Below are 16,632 nucleotides of genomic sequence, written 5' to 3'. Positions count from 1 at the left end.
TTATATTCCTCCGCAAGGGCACCCGTCAGACTACCCGAAGATCTTCCAAGCTATGACTGTCAGATTCCTTTAAATACCGAGTAAAACTGGCCGGCATATGCCCATCCCCTTGCCACTGCTCCCCGTTGTACTCATAAACACCGGAGGGCACCTCGCCCTTCGCCGCGGTGGTTGTGGTTCTCGACAGGCGCTCTATCCACGACTCCACCTCTTCGTTGGGGGCTTTCATTGAAACACCGGATTTACGCGCAGACAAAATGGCTTCAGCGATCTTGCGGTTCGCTTCAGAGACTACCCGCTGCTCTCGGGCCACCTCCTCCTCGGCTTCTGCAACGTACTCAAGGCCGGTGGTCAGCGCATCTTTAACTTTTTCCAGCCCGTGCTGCTTTACCGCTAATTTGATCATTGCTCTAAAGCGGCCCAAATTGTTGAATTTTTCAATCAACGGGTGATCTAGCTGGGGCTTATCGGTATCGGAGCCAGTAGAACCAGTACGTTTTTGAAGATGATCTTTCAGTGCCTGGAGGCTTGGGATCTCAGGCGTTACCTCATAGGTTTCGCCAAGTTCGCGAGCAGCTTCAACAGCGGCTTCATAAGCCTCCTCTTCATTTCGCTTTTTACCAACGGAAAAGGTACAAGTTTTTATGGCTCGTCCACGTTCCAGTGCCTTGGCGTGCATTATCCGATAATCTTCTTTATTCGAGTAGGAAACCTTAACAACGATGTTGCTCATGAATTGCCTCGTAAACTTTCAATACAAAGAGAAAAACGCTATACCCACAAAACGATGATGTTCGTCGCGCTATATGTTGCCACTGGCAACTTCCCGGGATGGCCAGGCAGCGTTGAATACCGGAAATATAATGACGATATATCAGAGTGTAATTCAATCTGGGCCATTACATGAATCAATTCTTTGGTGTTCATACATAAACACCATATCCATAATGGTAAGAAAAATATAGCACATATATACTGGTGCCACGATGCAATAGTAAAAGCGGGCATGCCCATGAATAGCAATTATTTCGATCTTCTGTTGGCGAGCCAGACCATTAGCCAGGTCCATGCCCTCGCGGTTTACAGCAGTGAGGAGGGAGAGTATCAGCTCACGGCCACACTGAAGGTGCATAACGATTACCGCTGGGTTTATGTCGGTGATCTCGTAAACAGCGTTTTGGAGGCGCGCTCCACGCTAACCGCGCTGATAGATTGCCATCTGAACCAGCACCAGGAAGACACCGACCGCATGGTTGCATGGAAAGCTATTTTCGACCAAACGGATTTATACAAAACGCCGGAGGGAATCTCGGTCAGTTTCGCCGACGAATTCTAAGCGAAAGCGGCGTTAGCGTAGGGAAAGTCGCAGGTTACGCTGTATTTCGCTCTCAAGGCCACTGGGGACACCGACATTCCGCGCAAACGTCGGCCACATCGCAACAGCATCGCACACCTGGTCAATTATCTGTTTCGCCCCTGTTTCAAACTCACTGATCTGCCGAGCCACCGCCAATAGATCCGCCCGCGTAAACTCGTCACGCTTCCCATTAAGCGATAGCTGGTGATTGTTGACCCAGGAGGAGTCCGGCCGGTAGCTGTATGCAACGTCAAACGCCGGCGCCAGTCGCCATTTCGCCTCAGCGTTATCGAGCAAAAACCCAAAATTTTTGGTGTGATCATCGTGATTGCGCGCTACCACATTAAAGACCATGCGCCGGTACAGCTCTATCGCCTCTTTGCGGGTTAAGCGTAAGCGTCGGGCGGTGGTGAACAACTCTTCGTAACTATAGTGCCCGGGCTTTTTGTAGTCTGCGTGATCGATCGCGCACAGAGATTGGTAGTGACGCTTGTGGTTCCCGTCTCGATCGAACCGACGGGTTAGAAAATGCGCGCGGCCGCCCTCTTCCAGCAGCTCGCTGGGCTCCATGGTTATGCCAGCTTCTACGGCCATTCGGTAGTAGGCGTACTCCATGCGACCAAAGCCTTGCGGATCACCAAAGGTTTGCTTGTCTGTGCGGTGCTCCACCACACCGTCGAACTTGAGCAGATAATGGGTGAACCCCGCCGGGGCGCTCACTTGCCCCGAACGGATCTGAGTGCGATCGGCATTGACTGCCACAACCGCCTTTGGCCTTGCGCCGCCAGCGGAGGTGCCCACCTGAAGAATGCTTTGCAGCGCCCCATTGTCATTGAGGTCCACATCGAGGTTCGCCCGCTGATCCAAGATCTGTTGGGCGGTTTGAAGTAAGGACTCGACCTGGATGTCCATGGAAGCGCCATCAGGCAGTTTGCGTGCGGGGTGATACTCCAAGGCCCCCATACCCCTGTTGCCGGTGTACAGAAGCCGGTCCAGCGTCCCGAAATCCTCAACCGGGATGCCCTGCCGAGCCAGCCAGGCGTTGATCACGGCGTTACCGAAATCATCGGGCAAGGTGTCCGCAAACGCTCCCGGCAAGCCCTTAAAGGTGTCCGGGCTCAGATTCGTGAAGCGGTGAATCCCTGGCTGGGACGGCAGCTTGAGGGGGGATATCTCCGTCCCTGTACTGATCCAGTCAGGTTCATACTCAAAAGCAATTGTCTCATCGGGTTGGGCGGCGAGCGCCCCAACCCGCTGCCCCCACATAGTGACCTCAGCGATCGTTGCTACCATTCCAGTTTCTCGTCCGCAGATTTAGTGGGGGTGGAGCCTTTGGGTGTTACACGCTTTCTCGCCCGCCGGGGGGGCCGTATTGCCGTTTGCTTCATCTGCTGAAGTGGGCTTATCAGCTGGCCTTCTGGTAACCACTGTTCCAACAACTCCAGCTGGTTTAAATGGCGAAGTACGGCAATGACGGTCGATAGTTTGCCGGCGCCAGAGTGCTCCAGCCGACCGATACGACCGCGGTCCACCTCCATGGCGTCGGCCAACTCATCCTGGGTGATGTTGGCATTGATCCGCAGCTGCGCAAGCCGTTGCCCGAGTTCTTGGGCAATCGCATCGTCGGTCATTGCATACCTGATCGTAGCCATGGTTGTCTCCGGGGCAATATTGCAGCAATAAGGCTGATACAGCTGATAATGATGTAAATATACGGCAAATACAATGGAATCTAAAGACTTGATGCGCATAATGGTGTATAAATACAACCGTAGGAGCGAATAAACGGGACAGTGCGGTATAAATGCAGCGTAAAATGCGGTTCTCTACCCCTCTCAGAAGGGGAGTGTTGGAGAGCTGCGCAAAAGCCCCTCGCAGCCTAGAATCCAGTAAAATCCAGGAGGGAGGAGTTTTATGCCCATGGTGTATTCCATTCAAGTTCGAGGGCTTTCGCAAAAGCATATCCATGGAAACTGTCGCCAGCTCAGAGACGCAATGGAGAGCGTTGATGTACGGCTCTCGGTGAGCGGTCGAGCGGCCACCAATCGCTCAACGGCGGCGTGGCTCAACTCCCGCGAACTGGCCGAGGCTTTTTTGGCCTATTGGGAGCCCCGGCTCAAATCGCGCTGGGCGGAGGCAGAGTTCGAGATCATTGAAGAGATCGCCGGTGGATGGCAAAAGCGGTGGATGGCGGAGGCGTCGATCAAGGCGGTGGATATGATCAGCGATAGCGAGGTGTGGCCTGCGCTAAGAAGGCGATTGTCGGTAACCACCCCCATTGCTACATACTTGATTGGCGTTGCCTCCGGCGAAAAGCAGTTCCTGTATTACTGCGGGAAAATCCAGGGTAAAGCCAAGCTCGGTGAGGGAAAGATTCGCGCCGAACGGTACGTCACGGCGCCCGAGTGCGAACAAGTTATGGCCGGGCTCAATGAGCAACTATCCGCCTCCATGACCATCGTGCGGATCAGTGAAGAAGAAGCGCTGGAGCTGCAGGAAAAGACTGACCAAGACAAAGCCGCAAGAGCCAAACGTATCGGACGGTCAGTTGCTCAAATGCTGAAACCGGCCCCCCTGCCGGACGTTACTGAATAGGCCCGGTCCCATAGCGGCCTGTTCCCGTCGATTACAGCCGGCCTATCGGTGTGGACTCATCAATGTCGTAACGATCGATTTGGGGGATTGAGTAGCATCGCAGCTTCAGAGCCACGGGCACCTCAAAAATCCAGTGTTCAAAAATCCGTGGGGGCTGGTAGAGATCGATCGTCCCATAGATTTCGCATACATTTATTTCGAAGCGCTTCTCCGGGCTAATCATGGTACGAAAGTGACACAGCGCTTCGCTCGGAGAGGCGAAAAAGAGATGTTCCGGCTGATCTTCAAACCGGTATACCGATACGGCCATAGGATGTATGGATCCTGTACTAGAAGTTCTCTCCAACGCAATCAACCGATTCCAGCTGTCGAAGTTAAAGAAGGCGGCAGTTAACTCTTGCGCGTGGCCCATGGATATTTCGATACTTAGAACGCGAAACGCCTTTTTGATGGATCGGGCCAAACTGCCCAGCGAGGTACACACCGCGTAGTCGTAAGAATGCATCGGTGCCCCTGGGTCATCAAGGTCATAATTGGCTGTGACCCCGAAGAATGCGGCGAACAGCTCAAACAACTCTTTCTCAGATTTGCCCGATGAAGCGTTTCGCAACAGCTGCTGTGCTTTTTTCATGCCGGTATCGGGAGGCGTGGCGAATTCCATTTCCGATATCGTCGCAAGAATTTCTCCGTCGTCAGTCGTGTAGACAATACCACTGTCATTAACTGTTGTAGAGAAATCAACTATCCCCTGTTCGGCAATGAGCCCCAGGACGTGAGCAGTTGCCGCTTCCTTTGAGCGCAAGGCTTCCAGGTCATCCACTCGATCCAAGATGCAGTCGAGGGGGTATTGAATGCAGTGCCATTGAGGAGGGTTTATCCGCCGGTCGAACAACCTAAACACGTACCGGATGTTCTGGTCCTCAATATGGTCCATAACAGCATGAGCGAGCTTTGTCTTGTAGATCCTAGCGTGTTGGTAAACAAGCTCGCCCGGCAGTACCCGGTCTAAGCTCCAGATATCATGGGGGAGGGTAACGCCAAGTTGTGTGGCCTTTTTAACGAGGCGGAAGATGCCGACGCAGTAGATTTTGTTAGACATGAAATGGCTCCAAATTCCAGCTATAGCGAAATTGAAGGTCCAGTGCGTTACCTACGTTATAGCGAAAAATGGAAACTCAGAGAGGGTGAAGCAGACCGACTTTACCATCCCGTCAAAGACGGGGCACTGTAGCTGGCGCGGGAGGCCAGTCGAGATATTAGCCGTCAAACGGGACGCTTTGCAACCGCCGAATCAGACTTTACTCCATAGCCCGTCTGTTTGCCGTGCCAGCCCCATAGCCTCAAGAGCGGCAAGTACCTGCGAAACCCCCTTCTCGGGCTTACGTTTAAATCGAGCCACGATATTTTCCTCTGATTGTGGACCAACGGCCAACGCATCACAGACGGCCTGTACTTGCTCGGGCATGGACTTGGGCCAAGGTGGGAGCTTTTGTGGTTCGGTAGTGCTGGCAACAACCAGGTCATGGGTAAGATTCACAGAGGCCTGACTGGCCTCGGGAGCCTGATACTCAGGGCGAAGCCACCGGACGTTGCCCAGGGCCTCCTCGCCGGCACGCTCGGCGTTTAGAGCCACTAGGCGGGTCAGCAGCTCCTCTTCAGCTTCAGCTTGATCGGCAGGCTTGTCAGGCAGTGGTGTGGTGGCCCCGGGGCGGCCAACGAGTATATCAGCCAGATCGCCCCAGCCGTAGGCCTCGAATACGGCCCGATCGAGGTCGTCGTGCAGCTCTTTTAATACCGAGATCAAGCCCTTCTGGTTTATCCCTTGCTCTTTCGTACTGAGCTGTTCACCGGCGCGAAGCTTTTCCAGCACGTTGTACATACCTGTGAGCGTAAGGTCTGAATGGCTTTGTAGTTGGTGTTTTCTGTGCGAATCCAGTTTTTCTGCCAGAAGGGATAAGCGCTCTGAAACCTTCGGGGCCAACACTGGGAATGGAAACGTCTCAAAGCAGCGCGATTTCGCGTATACCGAGTCATTCCCCACCCCCAACCAGCTGCCGCATCGCATAGACCAAACTATGTGCAACCGACTACTCAATATCCCCAAAGTATCGCCAGCTTCGAGCGCGACATTGATAAGCTTGTTGTCTGGCAAAATTGAAGCATCCAAGAATTGAAATGCTCGATGCTTGGCTGTTTCTACCGTCGTAACGTACCGTCTAAGGCTTCGTAGTTGATGTCGTAGCTTCGGGTTGGTTTCCCCAAAGAGCCACCAGTTCTTTCTGCGAACAGCGCGTTTATTATTGTCGCGCTCTGGCTTAACTCTTTCCAATACCCATTGATAGACGGCTGGGTATTTACCCTTTACCTCATCCACGCCCAGTCCGTACAGATCAACAACCATAACGTCCCGGGAGGACTGAGTTAGATCCCTGCCATTTCTGTAATGACGGATATGTTGCTCTAACCCAGGGCACACCCCCAAGCCTAGGGATTTAGCCTCTGATTGAGACACAATGAAACCACTACCAAATAAGCATACCCCCCGGTTGCTGATGTCAGAATTCGACTTCAGTGGATTCGCCTCTGCCACATTCGCTCCAACCGATAAGTCAGCATATACCTTGCCGTGGCGCAGGCTAAGTTGAACGGCCTTAGCATCCTCACTAACCCCCTGCTCCGCCGTCACCTGGCGCAGCACGCCGGACTGCTCACCCGCGCCCCCTACCGTCATCGCGATTCTTACGGACGCGCCATCGTTGGCCTCCACCCAGGGGTGATCAGGGATGGCGAATAGCAGTGACAGAGGTTTTTTCTTGTCACTGAGGTGTGGCTCAAGGACTCGGCGATTAAAGGTCTGCCGAATACTGTTCGTGGTAATAAAGCCAAACTGTCGGGCCTCGCCCTGGCGAGCCTTCTCGGCGGCGATATGCCACCAATACATGACAAAATCCGCTGAATCGGGCACCACACCTTTAAACACGGCGCGTACGGCATCAACGTAGCCATCGCCGAGGGAGCGCCGCATTGTGGAGGCGCCGATAAACGGCGGGTTACCGACAATGAACTCTGCCTCTGGCCACGTCGCCTGGCGTGGGTTCGAGTAACGGTACACGGGTATGCGCTGGGTTTCGTCCGGGATCAGCTCACCTGTGATTGGGCTATTTTTATAGCTGATGCCATCCCAAATCGTAACATCGTTGCCCTGCTCGTCCTGCACGGGCTCACGATCGTCGAATTCGATCAAAGCGTCTCGGTTTTCAATGTTGTTGAAGTTGCGCAATATGGGCTCAGGCAAATCGAGCGTGTTGTTGATACGGTGGTGCCACTGCAGGTAGCCGATCCACAGCACCATTTCCGCGATCGCGGCCGCACGAGGGTTTAGCTCCAAGCCCAAGAACTGGTGCGGATCGACGGTTAGCCCGGCCGTATCAAGGCTGCTCTGGCCATCCGAGAGATCACGCAGTACGTTTTGTACCTCCCCCTCCAACCGCTTGAAATGCTCTAACGCCACATACAAAAAATTGGCTGAACCGCAGGCGGGATCCAGCACCCGGATTTGGCACAGGCGGTGGTGGAATCGCTGCACCTCTTCGCGCGCCTTCTTTTCCTTGCCCTGCTGTAGCCAAGCCTCGGTGGCCACTTGAACCGTACTCCATTCGGAGCGCAATGGCTCGATGACCGTGGGCATCACGAGCCGTTCTACGTAAGCGCGCGGAGTGTAATGCGCACCCAGCTTGTGGCGCTCGCGTGGATCCAGGGCGCGCTCCAACAAAGTGCCAAATATGGCGGGCTCAACATAACGCCAGTCGGCCTTGGCAGCGTTTATGAGCAAACCAATCTGATCGGCATTCAGAGGGATAGGATCGATGTCTTTGAACAGACCGCCATTGAAGCACTGGATTCTCTGCATGAGCTGGCCTTCATACCCGCCCGTGTTCATCGTCTCCCATAGCGAACGCATCGCATCCGGGAAATGCTGGGGGGAAGCCTGCAGGCGTTCAAGCAACTGGGTGAAGCTTCCCTTGTCCAGCAGCTCCACGTCTTCAGCGAACATGGTGAAAAGGCAGCGCTTGAGGAAGTGGGCCACACGCTCGACCGCGTAGTCGCCTTCTAAGGACTTTGCGAGTTCGGCCAGCTGCGCGCTGACCGCCTGGGTAACCCGGGCAGCGTATTTGCTGGTATCGAGCTTATCCGGATCCAGCCACAGCTGGCGCAGGCGGTATTGGATCTCAGGTTCACGTAGCTCTTCCAGGCGTATGCGGTGACAAGACGGATCCGGGTACGGCACATAGGTGCCACCAGAGCGGGTGAATTCGGAGTACAGTTCTAGGCTACGCCCCACATCCGTAACAACGATAAAGGGCGGGCGGCCTTCATTGCCAGGCAACGCTCGAACGTACTGATCCGCTTGGTTCTGAGCGGCAAGCATTGCCTTGTCCCAGCCGCTTGTATCCAGGCCCCGGCCGGTCTGCTTCGCCTCAAGTACAAAGGAGCCGCGGCGGTAGAGATCAATGTAGCCCCGGTTCTCGCTTCCGTCGGGGTGCCGTATGGTCACGCGGCGCTCAAAGACGTACCCATTGTCGGCGTTGTTCTCGGTGGCCGGATCGGGAAGCGGCAGGCCCAGCAGCTCACACAGTCCCGTTAGAAAGAGTTGGTAATTGGCCCGCTCGGTGCCGCCGGCGCCGTGCCAGCGATGAATGAATTGCTCGACCGCTTCTGGGTCAACCAATGACTGGGGTTTGGTTTCTAAGCTATCGGGAACTTCGGTGTACATACGAATGGGGCCATTGGGCGCATAATTTTTCTGTACTCTACAGGACCGATGGGGCCAGACCAAGCGATTGGCCACAGCCAGGTGGGTTGTTGGGGGTGTCGAAGTTAGGATGCGCGCCGGTCATTGGGTGCCAATTACACATTCCGTATGCAGTTATGACAGCTTGCTTATTGTTAGTATTATTATGGATACATAAGGGATATAGGGTAGAAAAGGGATAAGAAAGGGATAGGGCGACGAAAACCCGTGTAACCGCTTGTTGTAGTTCATCTTATTGGCGCCAACCGGCTCCTCAGACCTACCGAAACCAGCTCCTCACACCTACCGAAACTGGCTCCACAAACCTACCTAGGGGGAAGATTGGCGCACAGGTTAACAACAGGATGCGTACAGGTTGTTAACAGTTCGCGCCTGTTCGTCACGAGATTATGACAGATCGCTGCATGTTTTGCACAACCTGGCTCCACAAACCTACCGGTCGAGGAGCACTTGTTCACAACCTGGCTCCAAAAACCTACCGAAATCGCGAACATATTTTAGCCAGCTCCAAGAACCTACCGAAACTGGCTCCACAAACCTACCTAGGGCCGCCCTTGAAATCGCCATAAAATTGATCGATTCGAGCCCGAATTGCTCTGTGACCGCCTGTTTAGGTCTATCAACCGCCCGCACTGGCCCCAAAATCCTACCGAGGAAGCAACCGGCTCCATAAACCTACCTATACCGGAGGGGTAACCGGCTCCAAAAACCTACCGGTAGGTGGAGCTGGCTCCGCAGTCCTACTGACAACTGGCTCCACAAACCTACCCATGAATCAGGCCTCGATTTGGTGTAAAAATGATCGTTATGGCGACAGATTGTACTGTCAACGCCTGTCTACCTTTGTCAGCGGCGCTAACTGGCTCCATAAACCTACCGCTTTCATCAGCCGGCTCCATAAACCTACCTATCAGAGCGTGGTTACTGGCTCCACAAACCTACCGACAATCGGAAACCGGCTCCACAAACCTACCGGCATTTGGCTCCAGGTGCGATCAGACCCCCGGCTCCATAAGCCTGTGGGAGCATTCTCTCCGGAAACCGGCTCCATAAACCTACCTATTTTTCTGGGGGACGGCGCACCGGGGACAGATTCTTTTGGAGATCGGCTCCAATATCCTACAGATTCGCGAAAAGGGAACGATAGTGACTGGTGAACTGGCTCCACAAACCTACCGGGCGCTGGAGCCGGATGAGAGGAACGAATATAGAGTGGAGCGACAGCTAGGTTATGGTTTTCTCGTGCTTTAGCTCCAGCAATTCGAGCTGGTTCTTTGCTCTCTTGTTCGACTTGATCACGTCTTTTACAAAGTTAGGGTGAGCCCAAATATCATACTTAGCGTCGATGACCTTCTGTTTGCCTTCCATGACTTTGTTCTCGTCGTAACGGGATAGCACCTCATGTTTTACCAGCACATCGAGTGCGCGGCGCATCGCTTTTAGGTTGTTCTTCATTAGCGGTGAAATTTCTTTAGGGCTTTGGCTTAGAAAAGACATCAAACCAAACGTGTAGGGCGAGGTTTCGTCAGCTTGGAGCCAGTATTGGGCAAGTCGCTTAAAGAAAAACCGAGCCAGCGAGGAGCGTATCTCCATGCCCAATTGGTAGTTGTACTGGCGGTACGTCATATTGAGGATGGATTCGGTAACCAGAGGATTGAACTGCACGTAGCACTTCGCGCCACGGCCATTTTGGGCTAGATCCTCACGGGTGGACAACGTAGAGAAGCCGAACAGGGTTGAATTGACCACGCCCTTTCCGTCGTGGGTGGAGCATTTAATGTGTGTGGCGGTGGACACCTCAATGGCTTCTTTAATTTCGTTCAGGCTGAAGGTATGCCCCATCCTCGACAGCTCTTTTCTCAGCTCGTAAAGCGTGAACGCTACTCCAGCTCCACCGCCAATGAATACTCCGTTACCGCCGACCGCAAGCCGTCTCAGGGCATCTTCTACCAATTCCTCCCGAGCTCCGGGGTAAAGCTGAACCTCCTTGCCGTTTCGCTCAACGATCGCCGGTTGCATTCGCATACTGATAGTCTGGCCGCGAATTTTGCACTCGCGCGTCAGCGATCGCATGTCTGAGTAATCAGCTTGCTTCCAGACGTATTTTGGCAGGGCATCGTAGATTTCAATCGTATTACTGTAACGATCTTCCTCTCGGCGGCTGGCATCCAGGACACCGAACAGCTCCATTTGGCGGTTTGTCTTGACGGTTCCGGAGCGCGAGTCCGTGGTGTCGGCGCTTACGATACCGTGTTCCAAGTCGGTTGTGCGGTTCATGGTCTTTACTCAGGCGTTCTAATTGTGCGCTAGGGCGTCCCCTGGCCGATGTTCGTACTAATGCCTTCTTAGGACGGCTATGTCAACAGGCCAGGATGAGTGTAATGGGGCGTGGCGGAACCGGTTGGAATACTTTTCACGCTCACCCTAAGTCCCCCTTATCATCAGCCAAGACCAGTAGGCTGGTGAGCATATCTTTTGCCTCGCCCTGCTCCCGGAAACTACCAAGCCTCATGACATCCAGCAGCGCCAGGATCATGTACGCATGCCTATTCGCTAGCGCTAGCCTTATGGCACACGGGTGTATGGGGGTGATTTGCTCGCCACGGGCACCACCGGAGGAGCCCGCCCACACGTAGGGGGTTTCTGGGGCAACCATACTGGACTTTCCCTTTAAGGGTTTTGCGGACCAGCCGCTCGCCATGCCTGGGCCGACGCCCACGACCTCCGGTTGACTGTAGTACTTCACGCCATGGATGAAGAACTCTCGCATGGCACTGGTATTCGCTCTATTGGAAGTGTTCTTTGTCCTAACCCAGCCGAGCGTGCGCAGCCGTTTGTACGACTGTGACACAGCGCCCAGGGAAAGCCCGAGCCTCGCCGAAATGGCGCGGGCAGAGAGATTGCCGTCCTTTAGGGACGCAAACGGTGGGGGTGCCTCAGCGGTTGCCAAGTCAATCGCCACCACAATGTCTTGAGGTTTAAGCTCCATGAAAAAGTGTCCTGAAGTTGTTCATGTGTTCACTATACATGAACAGTAAACGATATAGAACGTCCAGAGCGAGTTTGTCAACAGGCGCCTTTACCAAGGGCCCACTCGAAAGAAGCTCAGCCCAATCAAATGGTGGGCGCGCAGACGTGCGTGCTATTTCAGCACTCGTGGGTCGAAACTGTGAGGCATGATGTCGCTGACCGTCACCTGGTCGATATCAGGGTGGCTGGGATTGAGGAGGTAGTTATATTCGCCGTTGATAGCGGCGCTCGGAACCTGCAAAATGAGTGAGCTTTGGTCTTCCACCCAGGCATCCCCGACCGCTTGCACAGAGGAAGCCATTGTGTCGTCAGCCCAGTCATCGGGTAGGTCGTCGATAGCAATGTGTTGTAGATGTTCCTCGCCAAAGGTGACTTCCATTTTTACATAGCCCTTCAGCACGTTTGCCCGGCTGAGGTGCACCAGCAATTCCATTGACGCTTGTGCCAAGCTCGTTCCGAGGTACACCACTCTCACACCTTTGCTGTTCCAGCGACCGCCGTACAAAAGCGAGCCCTCGCCTGAGAGCATTTCCTCGACGCTGGTGGCAAAATCTGGGGCCGCTACTCGCCAGCCAGAGGGCATCAGCTAAAGACTCCGTGGCGCAAGCGCCCAATCAGATCCTCAACCTCCCGAGCGCCCCACTCTGTGGTGGCGTGCTCCAAGGGTGTCTCATCTCCCAGTATCGCCAGCGGGGTGCGAAGCCAAGCCAACGCCGCACCCTCATCGCCTTGCATTAAAAGCAAGGCGTTGTCTTTCAAGGACGCAAAACGCACCACTCGATCAGACTCATCGGTATGAAGCCGCCCCTCTCCTCTCCTACGGTTGAGCGTCGAAGTGGGTATCGATAGCAGCTGGGAGATCTCCTTCTGTGAAGCGCCCAACGCCTTGCTCAGCTGCTCAATGGAGCCGAACTTCACGCCCCGGCGGATCATCTTGATCATTATTCGCCGGTCACCAGAACGTACGCCAACAACTTGCTGTGCCACGCCGATCTTGGGAGATACGAAATTTGTGGAAATTCTGGCCTTGTTGAGCGCGGCCACGGTCTCGTGCTTCGCCCCTCGTCCAGCGGCGCTGCCCTTCTTGGGGGTGGCAATAGGCTTGTCTACGATTGCCATATGGGAACTCCTAAGTGGTCATACGGTTATTATAGGCCTCGCGGCTACAGGGTCAAGCACCGCCATAACCTCAACTCTGCGCCAGCAGGAAGATTCCAATGAAGGCCCAGAAGGCGGTTCCTTTCTTGATTTACCAGGATTCATGTGACAATGTTGGAATTTGGCACCTTTTGAGCGAGTTTTGTCCCCATGGTATCGAAAAGCCGGCCGGTTAAGCGGCTAAGTGATGTATACAGCCCCGGTGAAGGAAAAGCTCAGGTCATAGAGCGTCCGAGCCAACTTACTGACGTGCTATGGAGAGCGTCTAGGGGTGAATTAGGCCGCAGGAACGTCGCTATAACCTGGATGCTCTTTGGTTCCGGGATGAGAATAAATGAAGTGGCGCAACTAAAGGTCAAGGACGTTTACCGTCCCGGTGGCGAAATGAAAAAGACCTTTGTTATCCCGGCTACGTACACCAAAACGAACAAATCGCGAGTGGCTTATATTGTTGCCCCACAGCACCGCCAGGCGATTGCAAGCTGGACGGCACAAAGGGTTGCAGAGCGCGCTATGCTATCCGACGATGGGGCCTACGGCGGCTTAAATGGTGAAAGCCCCCTGTTTCTCTCAAAGAAAGGCACATGGCGCAAGTTCGCATTCAACACAAAGCGTTACAAAACGAGTGAGGGCATCAAAGAGATACTGGTCTGCAGCTCTCTCGAAAACATGATGCGCGATATTCTTAAAGGCTCAGGGATACAAGGCGGTTCCAGCCATAGTGGACGGCGCACGCTGGCCACCTGGCTCGACCGTAAAGGGTGCGACCTGGAGCTGATTCGCTATATCCTGAACCATGAAGATCCAGAAATGACCATTGAATATATTGATCCCTCCTTAAAGAGAATAGAGGAAGCGTGTAAAGCGCTTATGAGCGGTGTAAAAATGCCGGAGGCACTGAAATCGTGAAGGAATACCGATTTATCAGCAAGCAAGCCTTAAAAGAGTTTAAGGGTCTGCCTGATCACACTCAGCGCCGGTTTGCACTCGATCTGCACGCCGTATGCCAGGGTAAAGAGCCATTCTCAAAGTTCAAGTACCTAACGGAGAGTGTTGGCATTGGGGCGATTGAATTGATTGAGAATGGCCGCCCAGCATACCGGACAATCTATGTAGCTAAGTTTGAGGAAGCGGTCTATATCCTGCACTCGTTCACCAAGACGACAAATGGGGTTGACCGAAGGGCGATGGATACAGCGAAAAAACGGTATAAAGCGATGCTTTCTGAGATTAATAAATAATATATCAGCACTTGTATAATCGGCTCAGGATGATAATATACCAGGACTGGTATAAATATGAGGTGCCTACCATGTCTTCCGTGAAGTTTGAAAACATCTTTGATGCTGTCGCTGGTAGCAAGGACGAATCTAGCGAGCTGCAAACTCGCGCTGACTTGATGATTGCTATCAGAGATATCGTCATTGACAAGGGCTGGAAGCAAGCAGAGGCGGCGGAAAAGCTCGGGCTTACGCAACCGAGAGTCAGCGATTTGCTCAATGGAAAAATTGATAGGTTTTCGATTGATCTGTTGATGACCTGTCTTTATCGGCTCGGCTACCGCTTTAAGCCAGAGTACAAAGACCACACACTTACAATGACCGTCCAGGCGGCATAAAGGATTGGGCTATGAAAATAGATACCACTGGTATTACCGTTAAAAATGAAAAAGATATCAAGGCTATAGCGGAACAGGATCGCTTCTATTCAGCTGCCATATCGCCTCTAACAATATTTATCGTGGTTTATGCAGTTTCGTCTGCGATGGTCTTCTATATGAATGGGGATCTACTGGGAGTCATCTTTGCTGCTGCTCCAGCCGGGCTAGCTATGGTATTTGCCTTTGCAATCCATCATTTGCTGTTCTGGTCTCGTTTTGGTCCAAATTGGAAGCTATATTTTACTTGCGCACTTAACGGTAAGAAGTATTACATTGTAAAGGACGGCGCTCGTCGTTACCGGGTTTATACCGCCGATAATAGATGGGCCAATGGCATTTCTACCGACGATATTTATGACTCTACATTCGTTGACTGGCTCAAAAATGAGCAACCTCTTCATGGGGAACTCGCTACATCGTAACCACCGTTTCGAGTCAAGCAAGGAAATAGGAATATGACAGAAGTGAACATAACTATCAGCCCAAGTATAAGCTGTTCGAAATTCCACCGTCTGAGCCTGCGCCCGCTGACTGGCCAAGCCTGCAAGATTGTTCTCACCAGCGGTAAATCCATTTACGGGATCTTTATCGAAATCGCTGATGACCATTGTATGTATATGGATCTTCAGGGATTTGTAATCACCATACCCGAAGTGAATAGTATTGAGAAAATTGTAAAGGGGTTACGTCTGTGGGTCGCCACGCAAGAAGACATGATCGTCTACGCTATTGTAGTTCCAGATCACCTACTTTTGGGAGGTATTGATTTTCATAGCGGAATATCAACCAACGAACTGAATATGTCTTTCGAGACGATTGTTGACCAGCACGCTCCACTTCAAACGAAAGTCTCTCTCGATACCGATCCGCCAATGATATCTCTAGGATGTGATTCGCCGGCGCCTAACAAGAAATACAATAAATTGAAATAAATGAGAGTCATTGGATTATGGCAATCACCATTCAGCTTAAAGGCATAAAACGCCAGGTCCCAAACGACGTAGCCGTCGGGCTTTTCGCGACCTCGGCGAAGAGTGAAGGGAACTGGCGAACCAGTTGGGTAATCAAGCTTCGCAGAAAGCCTGGTGGCTTTTACAAGATGCCACGAGGATTTATCCGTATGCTGGCGAAACCCACAATAGAGCACCAGTGAGGCCTTGAATACTATGATTGAATATACAACAGATGAAAAGACGTACGTTTTACTAACATTCCTACTGATCTTCGTCGTCGGCTTTGCGGGCATCTTTGTGACGGTAGCACTTCACGAACGACGTGAGCGGCGTGTCGTAAATGGCATGAAGGACGAAGACAGGCTCTACCAAAAGGGATTGGAGCACGGCCTGCGAGGATATCGCCCGAATCAAGAAGGAAGAGAAGCTTATCAGGATGGGTACTCTGATGGTCGGCTCCGCCGCGCCGAACAAGCAAAAGGGTAGTAGGTAAACGCTACTTCAAGGACTTAATTTCACGAATCAGTGCGGTAGCAATTTTGTTGTTAATAGTAATCCCGGTCTGCTGAGAAAACTGATGGAGCGACTGCTTGGACACCTCAAGTTCGCGCATCAAGGACGCATTGGTCTCGTGCCCAAGCAGGATTTTGAGCTGATCAACGATCTCTTGGTTTGTGAAAACTGTTTTCGACATAGGGTATATATCATATTGACCTTTGTGCAAGGTCCATATAGTATAGACCTTCAAGGTTGAAAGCAACGTGTTTGAGGATTGGTAAATGCCAGATAAGACAAACTCATTTGTAATGACAGTACGGTGACAAATATGGCTGAACTAAAAGACGGGGAATTCTACATTTTGGATGCGCCCGGTATTAACGGCATGGGCTCAAACAGCATTCAGCGCATGAAGGATCATGCTAAACGTGGAGGCGCGTTTGTTCATAAAATGTTGCCGGACGAAAACGGCGTTCCGCAGCTTTCTGATCAAAGCGGAGATACAGGCCGAATGCCCAAGGCTTAGTATTCCCCCCCGGCACATTCGGAACAATAGAGGACATTGGAG

Annotated in this window: 19 protein-coding genes; 9 read left to right on the top strand and 10 right to left on the bottom strand. The window is 52.7% G+C overall.

All coding sequences use genetic code 11. The features are described 5' to 3' along the window. Window positions 1-25: 25 nt before the first annotated feature. Window positions 26-733: a hypothetical protein gene (locus tag RBH33_RS11680; protein WP_306732375.1), complete on the bottom strand. Its 708-nt coding sequence runs from the start codon at window positions 731-733 to the stop codon at window positions 26-28. 279 nt (window positions 734-1,012) lie between these two features. On the opposite strand from RBH33_RS11680, the gene RBH33_RS11675 reads away from it, so the two are divergent. Next, window positions 1,013-1,336, top strand: coding sequence for a hypothetical protein (locus RBH33_RS11675; protein ID WP_306732374.1), 324 nt, complete (start codon window positions 1,013-1,015; stop codon window positions 1,334-1,336). A 12-nt stretch (window positions 1,337-1,348) separates the two neighbouring features. On the opposite strand, the gene RBH33_RS11670 is transcribed toward RBH33_RS11675, so the two are convergent. Both RBH33_RS11670 and RBH33_RS11665 read right to left on the bottom strand, forming a co-directional pair. Further along, window positions 1,349-2,650 carry a type II toxin-antitoxin system HipA family toxin gene (locus RBH33_RS11670; RefSeq protein ID WP_306732373.1) on the bottom strand — a complete coding sequence of 434 codons (1,302 nt, stop codon included), beginning with the start codon at window positions 2,648-2,650 and terminating at the stop codon, window positions 1,349-1,351. Beyond that, window positions 2,644-3,009 carry a helix-turn-helix transcriptional regulator gene (locus RBH33_RS11665; protein ID WP_306732372.1) on the bottom strand — a complete coding sequence of 122 codons (366 nt, stop codon included), beginning with the start codon at window positions 3,007-3,009 and terminating at the stop codon, window positions 2,644-2,646. The genes RBH33_RS11670 and RBH33_RS11665 overlap by 7 nt, the downstream gene beginning before the upstream one ends. Before the next feature lie 268 nt (window positions 3,010-3,277). On the opposite strand from RBH33_RS11665, the gene RBH33_RS11660 reads away from it, so the two are divergent. Beyond that, the gene (locus RBH33_RS11660; RefSeq protein ID WP_306732371.1) at window positions 3,278-3,952 is read left to right on the top strand and encodes a hypothetical protein; all 675 of its coding nucleotides are present in this window, start codon (window positions 3,278-3,280) and stop codon (window positions 3,950-3,952) included. A gap of 31 nt (window positions 3,953-3,983) precedes the next feature. On the opposite strand, the gene RBH33_RS11655 is transcribed toward RBH33_RS11660, so the two are convergent. From RBH33_RS11655 to parS, 6 genes are all read right to left on the bottom strand, one after another. Further along, window positions 3,984-5,051 (bottom strand): hypothetical protein, encoded by a 1,068-nt coding sequence (locus RBH33_RS11655; RefSeq protein ID WP_306732370.1) that lies wholly within the window; start codon window positions 5,049-5,051, stop codon window positions 3,984-3,986. A gap of 192 nt (window positions 5,052-5,243) precedes the next feature. Next, entirely contained in the window at window positions 5,244-8,726 is a 3,483-nt protein-coding gene (locus RBH33_RS11650; protein ID WP_306732369.1) for a class I SAM-dependent DNA methyltransferase, read from the bottom strand. A gap of 1,263 nt (window positions 8,727-9,989) precedes the next feature. Then, the gene (locus tag RBH33_RS11645; RefSeq protein WP_306732368.1) at window positions 9,990-11,042 is read right to left on the bottom strand and encodes a plasmid replication protein; all 1,053 of its coding nucleotides are present in this window, start codon (window positions 11,040-11,042) and stop codon (window positions 9,990-9,992) included. A 142-nt stretch (window positions 11,043-11,184) separates the two neighbouring features. Further along, entirely contained in the window at window positions 11,185-11,754 is a 570-nt protein-coding gene (locus RBH33_RS11640; RefSeq protein ID WP_306732367.1) for a winged helix-turn-helix domain-containing protein, read from the bottom strand. A gap of 153 nt (window positions 11,755-11,907) precedes the next feature. Beyond that, the gene (locus tag RBH33_RS11635) at window positions 11,908-12,378 is read right to left on the bottom strand and encodes an RES family NAD+ phosphorylase (RefSeq protein WP_306732366.1); all 471 of its coding nucleotides are present in this window, start codon (window positions 12,376-12,378) and stop codon (window positions 11,908-11,910) included. Beyond that, window positions 12,378-12,914, bottom strand: coding sequence for a type II RES/Xre toxin-antitoxin system antitoxin (gene parS, locus RBH33_RS11630; RefSeq protein WP_306732365.1), 537 nt, complete (start codon window positions 12,912-12,914; stop codon window positions 12,378-12,380). The genes RBH33_RS11635 and parS overlap by 1 nt, the downstream gene beginning before the upstream one ends. Window positions 12,915-13,103: 189 nt before the next feature. On the opposite strand from parS, the gene RBH33_RS11625 reads away from it, so the two are divergent. From RBH33_RS11625 to RBH33_RS11600, 6 genes are all read left to right on the top strand, one after another. Then, window positions 13,104-13,862 carry a tyrosine-type recombinase/integrase gene (locus RBH33_RS11625; protein WP_306732364.1) on the top strand — a complete coding sequence of 253 codons (759 nt, stop codon included), beginning with the start codon at window positions 13,104-13,106 and terminating at the stop codon, window positions 13,860-13,862. Beyond that, window positions 13,859-14,194 carry a type II toxin-antitoxin system RelE/ParE family toxin gene (locus RBH33_RS11620; protein WP_306732363.1) on the top strand — a complete coding sequence of 112 codons (336 nt, stop codon included), beginning with the start codon at window positions 13,859-13,861 and terminating at the stop codon, window positions 14,192-14,194. The genes RBH33_RS11625 and RBH33_RS11620 overlap by 4 nt, the downstream gene beginning before the upstream one ends. A gap of 71 nt (window positions 14,195-14,265) precedes the next feature. Further along, window positions 14,266-14,571, top strand: a complete 306-nt coding sequence (locus tag RBH33_RS11615; protein ID WP_306732362.1) for a helix-turn-helix domain-containing protein — start codon at window positions 14,266-14,268, stop codon at window positions 14,569-14,571. 11 nt (window positions 14,572-14,582) lie between these two features. Then, window positions 14,583-15,035 carry a hypothetical protein gene (locus RBH33_RS11610; RefSeq protein ID WP_306732361.1) on the top strand — a complete coding sequence of 151 codons (453 nt, stop codon included), beginning with the start codon at window positions 14,583-14,585 and terminating at the stop codon, window positions 15,033-15,035. A gap of 33 nt (window positions 15,036-15,068) precedes the next feature. Continuing rightward, window positions 15,069-15,545, top strand: coding sequence for a hypothetical protein (locus tag RBH33_RS11605; protein WP_306732360.1), 477 nt, complete (start codon window positions 15,069-15,071; stop codon window positions 15,543-15,545). 234 nt (window positions 15,546-15,779) lie between these two features. Beyond that, a complete protein-coding gene (locus RBH33_RS11600) occupies window positions 15,780-16,052 on the top strand; it encodes a hypothetical protein (RefSeq protein WP_306732359.1) in 273 nt (90 codons plus the stop codon). Between the two features lie 10 nt (window positions 16,053-16,062). Here RBH33_RS11600 and RBH33_RS11595 read toward each other — a convergent pair whose 3' ends face one another. Further along, window positions 16,063-16,260 (bottom strand): hypothetical protein, encoded by a 198-nt coding sequence (locus RBH33_RS11595; protein WP_306732358.1) that lies wholly within the window; start codon window positions 16,258-16,260, stop codon window positions 16,063-16,065. A 132-nt stretch (window positions 16,261-16,392) separates the two neighbouring features. Between RBH33_RS11595 and RBH33_RS11590 the strand changes: the two genes are divergently transcribed. Then, window positions 16,393-16,590: a hypothetical protein gene (locus RBH33_RS11590; RefSeq protein ID WP_306732357.1), complete on the top strand. Its 198-nt coding sequence runs from the start codon at window positions 16,393-16,395 to the stop codon at window positions 16,588-16,590. Window positions 16,591-16,632 lie beyond the last annotated feature (42 nt).

It is taken from the genome of Marinimicrobium hydrolyticum, assembly GCF_030848505.1.
Classification (GTDB): Bacteria; Pseudomonadota; Gammaproteobacteria; order Pseudomonadales; family Cellvibrionaceae; genus JAVDDU01.
This window is presented reverse-complemented; position numbering and strand designations above follow the sequence as displayed.